This is a genomic window from Alphaproteobacteria bacterium (genome assembly GCA_024244705.1).
Lineage (GTDB): Bacteria > Pseudomonadota > Alphaproteobacteria > JAAEOK01 > JAAEOK01 > JAAEOK01.
The window spans coordinates 177,640-192,341 of the sequence record JAAEOK010000085.1; the positions used below are offsets into that span (position 1 = coordinate 177,640).

At 60.3% G+C, this 14,702-nt stretch carries 12 protein-coding genes; 5 read left to right on the plus strand and 7 right to left on the minus strand.

Translation table 11 applies throughout. The annotated features are described in order from the left end of the window. Window position 1: 1 nt before the first annotated feature. Both GY791_16750 and GY791_16755 read right to left on the minus strand, forming a co-directional pair. Window positions 2–559: an HD domain-containing protein gene (locus tag GY791_16750; protein ID MCP4330077.1), complete on the minus strand. Its 558-nt coding sequence runs from the start codon at window positions 557–559 to the stop codon at window positions 2–4. A gap of 71 nt (window positions 560–630) precedes the next feature. Next, window positions 631–1,146: a histidine phosphatase family protein gene (locus GY791_16755; GenBank protein MCP4330078.1), complete on the minus strand. Its 516-nt coding sequence runs from the start codon at window positions 1,144–1,146 to the stop codon at window positions 631–633. 204 nt (window positions 1,147–1,350) lie between these two features. Here GY791_16755 and GY791_16760 point away from each other — a divergent pair, with 204 nt between their 5' ends. Next, complete coding sequence (locus GY791_16760) at window positions 1,351–3,489, plus strand: RNA degradosome polyphosphate kinase (protein MCP4330079.1); 2,139 nt, start codon at window positions 1,351–1,353, stop codon at window positions 3,487–3,489. A gap of 6 nt (window positions 3,490–3,495) precedes the next feature. Next, window positions 3,496–5,043: a Ppx/GppA family phosphatase gene (locus tag GY791_16765; GenBank protein ID MCP4330080.1), complete on the plus strand. Its 1,548-nt coding sequence runs from the start codon at window positions 3,496–3,498 to the stop codon at window positions 5,041–5,043. Here GY791_16765 and rnd read toward each other — a convergent pair. Further along, complete coding sequence (rnd, locus tag GY791_16770) at window positions 5,003–6,163, minus strand: ribonuclease D (GenBank protein MCP4330081.1); 1,161 nt, start codon at window positions 6,161–6,163, stop codon at window positions 5,003–5,005. The genes GY791_16765 and rnd overlap by 41 nt on opposite strands. A 156-nt stretch (window positions 6,164–6,319) precedes the next feature. On the opposite strand from rnd, the gene aspS reads away from it, so the two are divergent. Further along, window positions 6,320–8,122 (plus strand): aspartate--tRNA ligase, encoded by a 1,803-nt coding sequence (aspS, locus tag GY791_16775; protein MCP4330082.1) that lies wholly within the window; start codon window positions 6,320–6,322, stop codon window positions 8,120–8,122. 284 nt (window positions 8,123–8,406) lie between these two features. After that, a complete protein-coding gene (locus tag GY791_16780) occupies window positions 8,407–9,954 on the plus strand; it encodes a hypothetical protein (protein ID MCP4330083.1) in 1,548 nt (515 codons plus the stop codon). On the opposite strand, the gene GY791_16785 is transcribed toward GY791_16780, so the two are convergent. Continuing rightward, window positions 9,951–11,315, minus strand: coding sequence for a DNA polymerase IV (locus GY791_16785; protein ID MCP4330084.1), 1,365 nt, complete (start codon window positions 11,313–11,315; stop codon window positions 9,951–9,953). The two genes, GY791_16780 and GY791_16785, sit on opposite strands and share 4 nt — an antisense overlap. After that, window positions 11,282–12,196 carry an ROK family protein gene (locus GY791_16790; GenBank protein ID MCP4330085.1) on the minus strand — a complete coding sequence of 305 codons (915 nt, stop codon included), beginning with the start codon at window positions 12,194–12,196 and terminating at the stop codon, window positions 11,282–11,284. The genes GY791_16785 and GY791_16790 overlap by 34 nt, the downstream gene beginning before the upstream one ends. Window positions 12,197–12,317: 121 nt before the next feature. Here GY791_16790 and GY791_16795 point away from each other — a divergent pair, with 121 nt between their 5' ends. Beyond that, window positions 12,318–12,761, plus strand: a complete 444-nt coding sequence (locus GY791_16795) for a response regulator (protein MCP4330086.1) — start codon at window positions 12,318–12,320, stop codon at window positions 12,759–12,761. A gap of 85 nt (window positions 12,762–12,846) precedes the next feature. Here the strand turns inward: GY791_16795 and rpmG are convergent, their stop codons facing one another. Continuing rightward, a complete protein-coding gene (gene rpmG / locus GY791_16800) occupies window positions 12,847–13,014 on the minus strand; it encodes a 50S ribosomal protein L33 (GenBank protein MCP4330087.1) in 168 nt (55 codons plus the stop codon). Between the two features lie 82 nt (window positions 13,015–13,096). After that, a complete protein-coding gene (locus GY791_16805) occupies window positions 13,097–14,593 on the minus strand; it encodes a S41 family peptidase (GenBank protein ID MCP4330088.1) in 1,497 nt (498 codons plus the stop codon). Window positions 14,594–14,702 lie beyond the last annotated feature (109 nt).

The window sequence follows — 14,702 nt, forward strand, 5'->3', positions numbered from 1 at the left end:
CCTAACCGAAGCTGTTCTTCGGGCTAGAGAACAGCCGTTCCACCATTGGCGTGAACGCCGCCAACGGCATCGTGTCGTACTCGGGGTCGAATGAATTCTGGTCCCAGCGCTCGCAAAAATCGATACAAGCTTCGTAGTGCGGGTGACCGCGGAACTGTTCCCGCGCGTTCCGGTCCTGGCCCAAATGGTGCCAAAAGTAATAGCCCTGGAAAATTCCGTGATGGCCAACGACCCAATGGGTGCGCTCGCTGACATAGGGCCGCAGAATTGCAGCCGCGGCTTGGCTGTGATTTTCCGGCGCCATGATATCGCCGATGTCATGGAGCAGGGCGGCCACCACCATTTCCTCATCGGCTCCATCGCGATGCGCGCGGGTTGCCGTTTGCAGCGAATGTTCATAACGGTCGATTTTGTAGCCGAGCATCGGGCCTTTCATTTTTTCGAGCATGTCGAGAAGATTTTTGGCCGCGCCCCCTGTCCGTTGGGGCTCGTACTTCTGAAGGAGCTGGTAATCCTCGAAGGTGCCGTCCTTCATTTGCGTGAACGCAACCGTTTCCACGTCAACCATCATCGTCTCCTGAGGCGGCCAATTCCCCGGTGCGTCGGGTCCAGGCCCAAAGTGCCGACATTCTATCTCAACTCGCGCGGTAGCAGAAATCGCCGCAGTCGTCCAGTTGTCGGTTCGATCGACCGCCAACTTTCGCCTTGAAGTTCGATCATAGCGAGGGCCGCGGTTGGGAACTTCGCCTGAAGATTCTCGATTGCCTGGGCGTCGCCTCCGAACGTCAATTTCGTGGCCAGCCGATGTAATCCGGGATTATGTCCGATCACCATTGCGTGGGTGAAGTTTTCCGGAATCCTTGCGACATAGCGCAAAATGCCGTCCGGCGATGCGAGATAAAGCGATCGTTCGTACTTGACCCGAATTTCCGGCGGCCAAACCAGAGACAAGCACTGATACGTTTCCTTCGCCCGCGCCGCGGATGAGCACAGCACGAATTCGGGCAGCATGTGTTCACGATTGAGCAGATCGCCCATTGCCTTTGCGGCCCGAATGCCCCGTCCGTTGAGAGGGCGGTCAAAATCCGCGAGCGCGCTATCCTTCCAGCTCGACTTGGCGTGCCGAAATAAAGAGAGTTTGAACATAGGTAGGAGAATAGATTGTCTCCTCAATCGATGCAGCAGGATAAGACGGGTCGTGGCCGGACTTTCCGATGTATCGGCCCGCTCGACGGCAGCCGGGCAAGTGAGTCATAATGTGGCGGTTCGACCGGCCTACATTCGAAGGATGCGTACGTGAGCGACCTGGCCGCAAAAAGAAAAGAACGTGAAGGTGTTACCGCGGAATCCATGAAAGCGCGGGCCGCTGACGCTCGTGGTACGCCGACAGCGTCGATCCGGTTAATCAACCGTGAAATCTCCTGGCTGGCTTTCAATGAGCGCGTTCTCGACGAAGCGGCAAATCGCTCCCATCCACTGTTGGAGCGCCTGCGCTTTCTCTCTATTTCGGCCAGCAATTTGGATGAATTCTATATGGTCCGGGTGGCCGGCCTTCGTAGCCAGGTCGATGTCGGGGTAGAGACGCCAAGCGATGACGGGTTGACGCCACGGCAGCAATTGGCGGCGATTCGCGAGCGCGCGGAACACCTCATCGCGGCTCAGGTCAATCAGTGGCGGACGCTGCGCACTGAACTGCGCGCCCACGGCATCGAGGTTGTCGCCGCCGAAAACATAACCGCCGACGAACGTGCCGCGCTCGCGGAGACGTTCAGAGAATCGATATTCCCGGTGCTAACACCGATCGCGGTCGATCCCGCTCACCCGTTCCCGTTCATTCCAAATCTGGGATTTGCGGTGGTTTTCGAGCTTCAGGATCGGTTGGACGGGCAGGCGATGCGGGCGCTCATTCCGGTGCCCCAACTTGTCCCGCGGTTTCTCAAGGTGCCCGGCGCGGCGGCGCGATGGATTCCACTCGAGCACACCCTCGCCCTGTTCATCGAGAGTCTGTTCCCGGGGTTCGAACTCCACGGCAAGGGTGTCTTCCGGGTCATTCGTGACAGTGAGGTGGAAATCGACGAAGAGGCGGAAGATCTGGTTCGGCACTTCGAATCGGCTTTGCAGCGTCGCCGTCGCGGACAGGTTATCCGGCTGACGGTTGACAAGGACATGCCGCCGACGCTGCGGGAATTCGTTATCGACGAAATCGGCGCGCGTGATTCGGATGTCTTCGAAATGGAGGGGCTTCTCGGCCTCGCCGAAACCAATCAGCTGATTACGGACGAACATCCGGATTTGTTGTTCGAGCCTTATAACGCCCGGTTTCCGGAGCGTATTCGCGATTTCGGCGGCGATTGCCTGGCCGCGATTCGAGCCAAAGACATCGTCGTTCACCATCCCTATGAGAGTTTCGACGTCGTTGTCCAATTCCTGCTTCAGGCGGCGCGCGACCCGTCGGTCATCGCGATCAAGCAAACGCTCTATCGGACCAACGAGGATTCACCCATCGTCAAGGCATTGATCGAGGCCGCGGAAGGTGGAAAGTCGGTTACCGCCGTCGTCGAATTGAAGGCCCGTTTCGACGAGGCGGCGAATATCCGCTGGGCGCGCGACCTCGAACGAGCCGGCGTTCACGTCATCTATGGATTCGTCGAACTCAAGACACACGCCAAGATATCTCTGGTCGTTCGTCGCGAAGGCGGCACACTGCGCAGTTATGTCCACTACGGAACCGGCAACTACCATCCGATCACGGCGCGTATTTATACGGATCTGTCGTTCTTCTCCTGTGAGCCCGCGCTGTGTCTCGATGCCGCGCGAATGTTCAATTTTATCAGCAGCTACGTCAGGCCCGAGCGGCTCGACAAGATCGCCGCGGCACCGATCAATCTGCGCGAGCGCCTCGTCGAGCTGATCAACACCGAAATCGCCCATGCCACGAGCGGCAGGCCGGCCCAGATTTGGGCAAAGCTGAATTCTCTGGTCGACCCGGATATCATCGAAGCGCTCTATCGCGCGTCCCAGGCCGGCGTTCAAATCGACTTGGTCATCCGCGGCATTTGTTGCCTGCGCCCAGGCATCGAAGGACTGTCCGAGAACATCCGGGTCAAGAGCATGGTTGGCCGATTTCTCGAGCATTCCAGAATTATCTGTTTTGGCGCCGGCCACGCCCTGCCATCCGATTTCGCGAAGGTCTTCATATCTTCGGCGGATTGGATGCCGCGCAATCTCGACCGGCGCGTCGAAACCCTGGTGCCGCTCGAGACGGAGACTGTCCGTCGTCAAGTCCTCGATCAGATCATGATCGCCAATCTCAACGACGAATCACAGAGCTGGGTCCTGGAATCAGACGGTAGCTATCGCCGAGTGAGCGCCGGGCGCAAAGCGTTCAGCGCCCATCACTTCTTTATGACCAACCCGAGCTTGTCCGGACGCGGAAGCGCGCATAAAAAAGCTCGAAAAGTGCCGAAGCTCGTCCTGAAGAAGGCCTAATTTCATTTGATAAACGCGGCGCTGCCACCCAGCGATCCTTCGGGGAGGGCCAGGATAGGGATTATCGACATTGGGTCGAATTCCGTTCGTCTGGTTGTTTTTGATGCTCTCGCGCGCTCGCCGGTTTCGCTTTTCAATGAGAAAGTCCTTTGCGGGCTGGCACGGTCCCTAGACAAGTCCGGCCGCCTCGACAGGGCCGGCACAAAGCAAGCGCTCGCGACGATTCAGCGATTCGTGGCCCTGGCCTCGGCGATGGAGGTGAGCCGTTTGGAGCTGATCGCGACCGCGGCCGTGCGCGAGGCGACCGACGGCGAAGAGTTTGTCGCTACGGTCCGAACGCAATTCGGCGCAAGAGTCCAGATCCTGAGCGGCGCGGACGAGGCGCGGCTCGTCGGTCTATCGGTCGCCGCCGCGGTGCCGGGGGCTGACGGAGTCGTCGGTGACCTCGGCGGCGGCAGTCTGGAGCTGGTCGAGGTCGAGGCGGGCCGAATCAGGAACAACACCACACTCCCCTTGGGGACATTGCGTTTGCGGGGTAGCGACAACCGCAGTCCCGGGAAGGTGGCAAAACAGGTCGACGCCGAACTCGAAAAGGTTGCGTGGCTCAAGCGATTGCGCAAGCGCACGTTCTATCCCATTGGCGGGGCCTGGCGTTCACTTGCACGACTTGACATGGCTCAGCGCGGCTACCGGCTGCCGGTCGTCGACCAATATACGATGTCGCGAAAGGAAGCCGAGACCGTGTCCGGCGTCATTCAAGGCCTCGGCGCCAAGTCTTTGCGCGGGGTCGATTTCATCAGCACCGCGCGGCTCGCGACCTTGCCGAGGGCCGCGCTGATAATGAACCGCATCCTCGTCGGTGGCGGTCCGTCGCGGCTGGTATTTTGCGCCTCGGGGATTCGCGAGGGCTACCTGTTCGGCCTTCTTTCCACCGAGCACCAGCAACAGGACCCCCTGATTGCCGCATGTCGGTCGCTGGCCGGATCGATCAATAGGTTTGGTATCCTGGGTGACGAGCTATTTGCCTGGACCCATCCCCTGTTCGAAGATGAGGACCCCGAGCAGTCGCGATATCGTCATGCGACGTGTTTGCTCGCCGATTGGGCTTGGTCCGAACATCCGAATTCGCGCGCCGATTCGGCGCTGCATCGCGCTCTGCAGCTGTCGATCCCGGGTATCAGCCATAGGGAACGCTGCATGGTGGCGTTGGCACTTCATTATCGCTATGGCGCGCCCGTCGGGGGTGCCGTCCCTGAAATTCCGAAAGCCATTCTGGTCGAGAAGGATATTGATGCCGTGCAGAGACTTGGCTTGGCATTGAGGCTGGCCATGTCGATCTCGGGCGGCGCCCACCATGTCGTCGACCATAGCGCCCTTGCGATAACCAAGACGCGGCTTTCACTGCGCTACGATGACGATATCGCGAGCCTCATGGGAAATTTGGCGGCGCGTCGGCTGAAGGCACTCGGCCAGCAGATGAAGCTTGAAACCCGGTTGGCGCAGAGGCGGAATATCAACTCCGCGTCGGGATCAGTCGAACGCGATTGCCGTTGAGCGCCAAAGCCAACTTGCCGTGTTTCACGGCCAATGCGTCGTCACCGAATATCTCCCGCCGCCAGCCATGAAGCGCCGGAACATTTGCATTGTCATCGGCGGCAAGCCTTTCGAGGTCGGCGGTGCTGGCGATCAATTTTTGGGCGACGTCGTGTTCCGCGCATTTCATCTTCAACAGAACACGAAGCAGATCGACTGTCGGTCCAATGGTCTTCGGTAGGTCCGGCTTGGGCGCGAGGCGGGGCGCGTCGGCGGGAGGAGTCTTCAGCCCTTTGGCCACCGCCTCGAGTATTGCCCGACCTATGCGCCCGCCGGCGATGGACGCCGATAGGCCGCGGGTTCGGCCCAAAGTCTCCGCATTCGTCGGCGCATGAGCCGCGATGTCGACGACTGTGTCATCGCGCAAAATTCGATTGCGGGGGACATCGCGGCTTTGCGCCTCGCGTTCCCGCCAAGCGGCGATCTCACGCAGCACGGCCAGGAATTTAGGCTTGTTGGTGCGCGTCTTCAGGCGCTGCCACGCGTCCGCGGGCTCCAGACGGTAGGTCCCGGGGTCCAGCAGCACGCCCATTTCCTCGTCGAGCCACGCCTTCCGGCCACTGGTCTCCAATTGGTCGCGCAGCTTAGCGTAGATCGTGCGCAGATGGGTCACATCGGCGATCGCATACTCGATCTGGCGCCGGGACAATGGCCGTAATGCCCAGTCCGTGAAGCGGGAGGTCTTATCGATCGCGCCGCCGGACAGTCTGGTTACCAATGTTTCGTAGCCCACCGATTCGCCGAACCCGCACACCATTGCAGCAACTTGGGTGTCGAAAAGCGGGCGCGGAATAATCTTGCGCAGGTTATAGAAAATCTCGATGTCTTGCCGCGCCGCGTGGAACACCTTGACGATGTCCTGATCTTCGAACAGCTCAAACACGGGGGTCAGGTCCAGCCGCTCGCTTATCGTGTCGATCGCGGCCGCATTGTCTTTGCCCGGTGCGGCAAGCTGAAGAACGCACAATTTCGGCCAATAGGTCCGATCGCGCATGAACTCCGTGTCGACGGTGATGAATGGCGCCGACGACAGACGTTTGCAGAACGCGTTCAGTTGCTTGCTTTCGGTGATCAGCGTCATCGCCGTGGGATGTACACGGATTTCCGTCGCCATGGAAGGGAGACAGCGCTCCGATCGTGACGCCGCGCGCCGGATCGTCGCTTGACTCGGGAGGGCGTTCTATGCGTTCTGGCGCGCCATACGGAAGCCCCAATTTCTCCACGAGACCGACCAAAGATGCATCCCTACCGGACCCATAATTGTGGGGCGCTGCGAGAAGAACACGCGGGACAGGAAGTGCGCCTGTCCGGATGGATTCACCGCAAGCGCGATCACGGCAACCTGCTGTTTCTTGATCTGCGCGATCATTTTGGTTTGACCCAGTGTGTGATCGATGTTTCGAGCCCGATTTTTAGCCAGGCGGAGGCGGTCCGTCTGGAAAGCGTCGTCACCGTAACCGGCACGGTCGTGCTGCGCACCGAGGACACGGTCAATCCAAATCTGCCGACCGGGCATGTCGAGGTGCCAATTACGACGTTCGACGTGCAGTCGGCCGCCGATCCGTTGCCGTTGCAGGTCAACAGCGATACCGACTATGGCGAGGAAATCCGGCTGCGCTATCGCTTCCTCGATCTACGGCGCGAAAAAGTGCACCGCAACGTACTGCTGCGCAGCCAGATTATTTCGAGCGTGCGGCAGCGGATGATCGATGCCGGATTCGTTGAATTCCAGACCCCGATCCTGACTTCCAGTTCGCCGGAAGGCGCGCGCGACTATCTCGTTCCGTCTCGCCTCCATCCAGGTGAATTCTATGCGTTGCCGCAGGCGCCACAACAATTCAAACAATTGCTTATGGTGGCCGGGTTCGACCGGTATTTCCAGATCGCGCCATGTTTCCGGGATGAGGACGCCCGCGCCGACCGCTCGCCGGGTGAATTCTATCAACTCGATTTCGAGATGTCGTTCGTCACTCAGGAGGACGTATTTGCCGCTATCGAGCCGGTCTTATCGGGGGTGTTCGAGGAATTCGCCGACCAGCGTGAGGTCACTACGCCGCCGTTTCCGCGCATCCCTTTCGCCGAGGCGATGGTAAAATACGGCACCGACAAACCCGATCTCCGTAATCCGATCGAGATCGTCGATGTAACCGACATCTTCAACCGCGACGATGTCGAGTTCAAGGCGTTCAAGGGCGTGATCGCCAAAGGCGGCATCGTGCGCGCCATACCGGGGCCTGGAGCCGCATCTCGGCCACGCAGTTTTTTCGATAAGCTGAACGATTGGGCACGGGAGCAAGGCGCACCTGGATTGGGCTATGTCGTTTTCGATACCGACGGCGGCAAGGGACCGATCGCCAAGTTCATTGCCGAGGACGCACAGCGTGCGCTCGCCGCGACGGCGGGCATGGGACCTGGGGACGCGTTGTTCTTCGTCTGCGACATGCCTGCCCAGGCGGGACGTTTTGCCGGCGTCGTGCGGACGCGAATCGGGACCGCCCTCGAGCTCATGGAAAGCGACATCTTCAAGTTTTGCTGGATTGTCGATTACCCGATGTACGAGCTCAACGAAGACACCGGCCGCATCGAATTCAGCCACAACCCGTTTTCTATGCCCCAAGGCGGCCTCGCCGCGCTTGAGACGCAAGATCCGCTGACCATCAAAGCGTTTCAGTACGACATCGTGTGCAATGGCGTGGAATTGTCCAGCGGCGCGATCCGCAATCATTTGCCCGAGGTGATGTACAAGGCCTTCGAGATCGCCGGCTATGGAGCCGACGATGTCGAATCCCGATTCGGCGGCCTGCTCAATGCATTGAAGTTCGGCGCACCACCCCACGGCGGCTCGGCGCCGGGAATTGATCGGATGGTGATGCTGCTGGCAGACGAGCCCAATATTCGCGAGATTATCGCGTTTCCGATGAATCAGCAGGCCCAGGACCTCATGATGCAGGCGCCGGCGCCGGTTCCGCCGGAGCGGTTGCGGGAGCTGCACATTCGGCTCCATTCGCCGCCGGAAAAGAAACCGCCATCCGAGAGCTGACCGCGGCCGGATTTCAGGTTTGATAGCGCCGTCCGGACGCGAAACCCGCGCCGGACCCTTTACGAAACTTTCATTCAAATGATCGACACTTTTTTGGCGCCGCCCTCACCCTTGAGGACGGACTGCGCCGATGCCCAGTGGGATTTTCTCATTGCCCTGAGATAAGTAGAATTTTCCTAATGAAAAAATATGATGAATCAATAAGTTGCTTGCATTTCCTAAAGGAATGTTACACAATCACGCCGGGTCAGGTGATGAAAGGGGACGACGAAAGGGGGCGTCCCTTGCGCCTATTTGCAGTATTGACCGTTCCCGTGATGCTCGCAGGTTGCGGCGTTCCGCTTGGAATCTCCGCCGCTAGCTATGTCGCCGATGGCCTTAGTGCAGGCGCCAGTGGCAAGAGCGTCAATGATCACATGCTGTCCCAAGCCGTGAACATGGATTGTGGATTGCTACGTTTCTTCGACGGCGAATGGTTTTGCCGTGATCGCGGCATCGACCCCGACGACGACACCATCTATCTCGCCGACGGTCGACGCCATGAGGGGCCGCCCCGGCCGTGGGGCACAATCCGCGAGCCCAACCTCGACTATGATGATGGGCTCGACCATGACGCGCGCGAATGGGCGTCGGGGGCGGACCTCGCCTTCGTCGACGTCGGCGATGACAGCAGCGGCGAGTTCATGACCGAACAGCATTCGTCGCCTGGAAGCTATGTAGGCCCGGAAGAGATCGGCGACCTTTCGGAACGGCGCGAGCATGAAGAGAAGCTGGCAGCCGTCGCCGAAAGAATTCAGTTCGCCCAGGCTTTGGAACTGCAGTACCAACAAATGATCGAGGTCCAAACGACGACGATCGCGCCGGCGGCATATATCCCCGCTGCCGAGCCGCAGCCGCAACCGCGCCGAGAGCCGGCACAGGTCGTTTTTGTCGACAACTTGAAATTTGCCGGATCCCTGGGAATGCAGGAATCCTATGAAACGGCCGAGGCCACAAAGGTCGCCGCACTGACACCGATCCCGGGGACCGCCAATCCCGCCCGGTCCGAAGACTCTCGTCCTCTGATGGCCAATATCCAGCTGGCGAGTGCGCGCAGCGGAAATGCGATTGGCGCCGCCGGATATGGCAGCGGAGCGGAGCCTGCGGTCGTGCGATCGACGCCGGGCCCGGACAAAATTCTAGTCGCACAAACCGTTCCAGCCGGTCAGGTGGCGGTTGCGACGGCGGCAAGCGCCAATACCGCGGGACCGGATTCCTACGGCCATGGACCGGCCTCTCCAATAACGACGGCGGCCGTGATCGATAGCGTAACCGGCACACAGGACCGGGCCTCCTCGGTGCCCGCGCGAACCCTTCGACAGCCCGCCGAATCGCAGCCAGGCCTGATCGCCGCCGTCCCGACGGCACCGAAGGTCACGCCGCGAGTGGCCCCGCGAGATTGGCGCCTCGCCGCGGAATCGGTGGCTTATGTCGAGCCGTCACAGTCGCTCGCGGAAACCGGCGGCTCCTATCTGGTGGTCGGAAGTTTCGGCAGTCAAGCCAACGCACGGGCGGCGGTTTCTCGGTTTGACGGGGCGGACCTGACGATGGTCGAATCCATGGTCGATGGACGGATATTTTATCGATTAGTAGCCGGGCCCTACGCGGAAACGCAATTGCCCGTGGCCAAGGCGAATCTCCGGATCGCCGGCCTGTCCGAGAGTTGGAAGATTTCGCCATGCGGTCCAGCCGCGACCAACGGAGACGGCTGCCTATCCGAATCCCAGGTCGCGAAATTGCACGACGCCGACCCACATCCGCGTTCCATGCAACTGGCCGGTATCCGCAACTAAGGGTGTTTGATTGGCTTGGCCTTGTTCGCCCGGGCCGCCGCCTTCTTTTGCTTGGCCGGCGGTTTTAGGCCTCTTCCTTTGCCGATGACGTCGAGCCCCAGGCGGTCGCGGACATCGTCGATGACTTCCTCAACTCGGCGCAGGTGCTGGTCGTCGTCCTGAGGCAGCAGATCGGCTTGTGTCGTCGGCACGCTCTTGTCGCTGCGAAGGTCATGGGCGCCGATGCCGATCAGGCGGAAAAACGTCCCATCGCATTCCCCGTCCAAGAGTGGCGCTGCGGTCCGGAACAAGAGCTCGGCGACCTCGGTGGGGTTAGGCAATCGGCGCGATCTTGTGCGGATCCGAAAATCCTGGGTCTTGAGTTTCAAGGTGACGCTCCCGGCGCTCAGTTCCGCGGTCTTGAGACGCCGGGAGACCTTCTCGCTGAGTCGCCAGAGAATTCGTCTCAGTTCCTCATTGTCGGCGATATCGGCATTGAATGTGGTCTCGGCGGAGATGGTCTTGGTGGGGCTGTCCGGATTGACCCGGCGATGATCGCGACCATGGGCGAACGAATGAAGGCGCTTGCCGATTGCCCCGTAGCGGGCCACGAGGTCGTCCTGTGCAAGGGCGCGCAATTGTCCGATATGGGCCAACCCGTCGCATTTCAATTTCGCATGCAGGGACTTCCCCACGCCCCAGATCATGGACACAGGCTTGTCGTGCAGGAAATCGACCGCCTCGGCGGTGCCGATGACCGCGAAACCGCGAGGCTTGTCGAGGTCCGAGGCAATCTTGGCGAGAAACTTGTTGTAGCTGAGGCCGATCGAGACGGTGATACCGACTTCCTGTTCAACTTTCTTTGCCAGCCGGGCGAGCGTCAGAGCCGGTGGCGAACGATGAAGGCGCTCGGTACCGGTTAGGTCGAGAAATGCCTCGTCGATCGACAGCGGCTCGACGAGCGGCGTGACACTGCGCATCATATCGCGAATGATTCGGCCTACTCTCTGGTACTTTGCCATGTCCGGCTTGATCACGACGGCCTCGGGACACGCCTTGATCGCCTTGAACATAGGCATGGCCGATCGGACGCCATAGAGCCGGGCAACGTAGCAACAGGCGGTGACAACCCCGCGATGTCGTCCGCCGACGATGACGGGACGGTCGGCGAGAGAGGGGTCGTCGCGTTTTTCGACATGCGCATAGAAGGCGTCGCAATCGATGTGAGCGAGGCTGAGGCGATCCAATTCAGGGTGCTCGACCAATCGGGGCGATCCGCAATGCGGGCAGCGCCGATCGATGGCATCGGCCGCGACCTCCCGGCAACATTCCCTGCATATCGTGGGCGTCACCGGTCGACTTCCTCCGCCGACCACAGCCATGCCGCGCCTCGAACGCCGCCGGCGTCGCCGTGATGGGGCGGTCGGAGTTCGGTCGCTACATCGTCGGAGAAGACGTGCCGACCCCACAGGCGTGGCACCGATCGGTAAAGACGTTCAATTTTCGATAGGCCGCCGCCGAGGACGACGACATCCGGGTCGAGGACGTTGATGACGCTCGCCAGCGCACGCGCGAGCCGGTCTTCGTAACGGGCGAGGGTGGCGGCGCAACTGGGATCTCCCTGCCGGGCCCGCTCGGCGATCGCTTCGGGGGCAGCCGAAGAGCCGCCCGCCGCGACATGATCGGCCGCCAGGCCCGGGCCCGACAAGAATGTTTCGATGCATCCAGTCTCGCCGCAATAGCATGGCCGTCCGGGACGCTCATCGTCGAGCGCCCAAGGCAGAGGGTTATGGCCCCATTCGCCGGCGATGGCATTGCGCCCGACCAGGGCCTTGCCGCCAATGACCACGCCGGCGCCGACACCGGTCCCCAAAATGACCCCAAAACACACTTCAGCGCCGGCAGCGGCGCCGTCAACGGCCTCCGACAAGGCGAAGCAATTGGCATCATTGGTGATGCGAACCGGCCGACGGAGCACTGTGGCAAGATCCTGATCGAGACGAGATCCTATCAACCATGTCGAATTGGCGTTTTTGATCAGACCGGTGGACGGCGATAGGGCCCCCGGAATGCCAATGCCGACAGCAACCGAGTCTGCTCCGGTCTGTGCCTCAAGGGTCGCCACAAGGCCTATTATCGCCGCAATTGTCGCCTCATAGTCGCCACGCGGCGCCGGAATGCGGTGTCGCGCACATTGGTTGCCACCGCGGTCCAGTGCGATTCCTTCGATTTTTGTTCCACCAAGATCGAGGCCGATTCGCATGATAAGTCCCTGGGGGCGCCGGAAAGCGGTATCACTCCGCTAACAATTTCTTTACCGTAGATGCGTAAGGATTGAAAAAGGGTCCTAGCACGCTGGGCGCGGTCTGCGGAGCACACAGGATATGACAGTTTTGCAGAATTCCGACACGAACTCTAGCGACCCCGATCTCGATTCGGATCTAACCCGAGATCGGGCGCGGCCTGGCAAGACCGTGCTCATTGTCGAGGACAATGAGCTGAATATGAAGCTCTTCAATGATCTTCTCGAGGTCCATGGCTATGCCACCTTGCAATCGCGCGAGGGTGAGGACGCACTGCGTCAGGCGCACGCCCATCTGCCGGACCTCATCATCATGGACATCCAGCTGCCCGAGGTTTCCGGCCTCGAAGTCGCGCGGCGATTGAAAGAGGACGAGCGCTTGCGCGATATACCGGTGGTGGCGGTGACGGCCTTCGCGATGAAGGGCGACGAGGAGCGCATAAGGGCCGGCGGCTGCGAGGCCTACCTTGCCAAGCCAATCACCGTTAATGCGTTTATCGACACCGTCCGACGCTACTTGGCGTAGTTTCCGTCCAGGCCCCGCATCGTCAGTGAATCAAAAGGCCGCCCGTTGGCGGCCTTGTCGCGGTCCGGTGCATGGACGATCGTGGCTATTTGATCCGGGCTTCCTTGAAAAGCACGTGCTTGCGGGCGCGGGGGTCGTACTTCCGCAATTCCAATTTCTCGGTCTGGGTCCGAGGATTCTTCTTGGTAACGTAAAAATACCCGGTGTCAGCAGTGCTGACGAGGCGGATAAGAATTGTATTGGGCTTGGCCACCGACGGTTCCTTCGCAGCGGGACGATATTCCGGCGGAGAACATAGCGAGCTTTATCGCGGTGTCAAGGTGGAGGGCGACGCCTTACTTGGCCTTGGCCATTCTGGACGCCAATTGGGATGACGACGTCACGATAGCTTCCTGGAACAGGACCTTGTTGGAGAGCAACAAAGTCGCCGCGTCGAGGTCGAAATCGACATCGTCGTCGTCGGCATAAGGCGGGCAAATCTTGCGGAGATCGGCGCGATGCGGGTCGCTGATCGAAACCGATGACCGCCAATCGGCGAAGATCGACTGGACCGAATCGCTATCCTCGTCAAATGAATCTATGAGCGTCGCCGGCGGCCGGCTGTGATCGCTGGTGCAAATCGTCGGCAGAATGCCGAGACCGTGCAAGACGTAGCCCGACGGGGCAAAAAATCGCGACCACGTCAAAGTGAGTTCTGATCCGTTGGGCAGCCGGAACACCGTCTGTACGGTTCCCTTGCCAAACGAAGTCGTCCCCATGACAACGGCACGAGCGTTGTCCTGCAACGCGGCACCGACGATTTCAGCGGCGGAGGCCGAGTGGTCGTTGATCAACACAACGATCGGCAGATCATCCGCATAATCGACGCCTGACGCGACATAGCGCTGATGGCTATCGCGGTGCCGGCCGTGGGTCGTCAGGATCACGCCCTCGGTCAGGAAGATATCCGCGACATCGATCGATTGGTCGAGCAGGCCGCCGGGATTGTCGCGCAGATCGACGATGATGCCGTTGACCGGCGTCACCTCGTTTCTCATTTCCTGGAGCTTCTCTTTCAGGCTTTCGGCCGTCCGTTGATTGAAGCGCGATATTTGAAAATGGGCGATATCGCCGCGCATCGCATATGAAACCGTCGGTGGGATGATATGTTCGCGCTCGACGTCCACATCGAATGACTTTGGCTGCTCCGACCGCGTGATGGTCAGACGGACGTCGCTGCCGACCGGTCCCCGGAGCAATCGGACGGCCTGAGCGAGGTCGAGACCGGCGGTCGGGGTCCCATCGATATGGGTAATCTCGTCATCGGACCGGAGGCCGGCGCGCGATGCCGGCGTTTCTTCCATGACGCTGGAGACCTGGATGGCGTCGCTGAAAATCCGAATGCGGATGCCGATTCCACCGTAGCCTTCTCTTTGCGCCCGATTTTCCCGAGCGCGCTCGGCGCTGGCATATCGTGTATAGGCATCGAGGCCTGAAATCATGCCGTCGAAGAAGGCAGCGTAGATCGCTTCGGATTGCCGTTCCTCAAGCGCCGGCGATACGGATCGCAAATTGACAATGGCATCGTAGGTATCTTCCGACAATTCCTCGGGGATATCGCTGATGGGTATCGGGAATTCGGCAACCTGCGCCTGATCGTAGAATACCTGGATGTGGTCGTTGTCCTCTTGGGCCGAGATCTGGGGATCGATCGCGGCCATTCCGTTCAAGCCGTCGGCGGCGAGGCCGCCGAGGTCGACGGCTTCGATGTAACGTGTTGAAACCAGGCTGTAGCCCTCTTCGAAGACGTCAAGCGAATCCTCGTCGAATGGTTGATCGACAAGGCCGTACACCGTCCCGTCCCCCGATGCGCCAGCAGGGTAGGAACCCGACTCGCCTGCTGTCCCGCAGGCCGCGAGCAACAGCAAAACACCTGCTGCTCCCGCGACACGCAGACATCGC